This window comes from Bacillus sp. SIMBA_008, assembly GCF_046535495.1.
Lineage (GTDB): Bacteria > Bacillota > Bacilli > Bacillales > Bacillaceae > Bacillus > Bacillus subtilis.
The window spans coordinates 1-240 of record NZ_JAWRWL010001169.1 but is presented as its reverse complement, the minus strand read 5'-3'; the positions used below and the strand labels follow the sequence as shown (position 1 = coordinate 240).

1 protein-coding gene is annotated in these 240 nt (G+C 43.3%); it reads left to right on the top strand.

What is annotated here, in order from left to right:
• The coding region (locus SB658_RS27130; protein WP_410603624.1) for an aminotransferase class I/II-fold pyridoxal phosphate-dependent enzyme at window positions 1–240 on the top strand (240 nt) is incomplete at both ends.

Below are 240 nucleotides of genomic sequence, written 5' to 3'. Positions count from 1 at the left end.
GAGGCACGTACCGTTTGTTTGAAAACGAATGGAGAAAATACGGCTTAAGCTTTATTTACGATGATTTCAGCGATGAAGACTGTTTACGCTCCAAAATAACGGAAAACACGAAAGCGGTATTTGTTGAAACACCGACAAACCCGTTAATGCAGGAGGCGGACATTGAAAAAATCGCCCGGATTACGAAAGAAGCCGGCCTGCATTTGATTGTGGATAATACGTTTTATACCCCGGTCATCC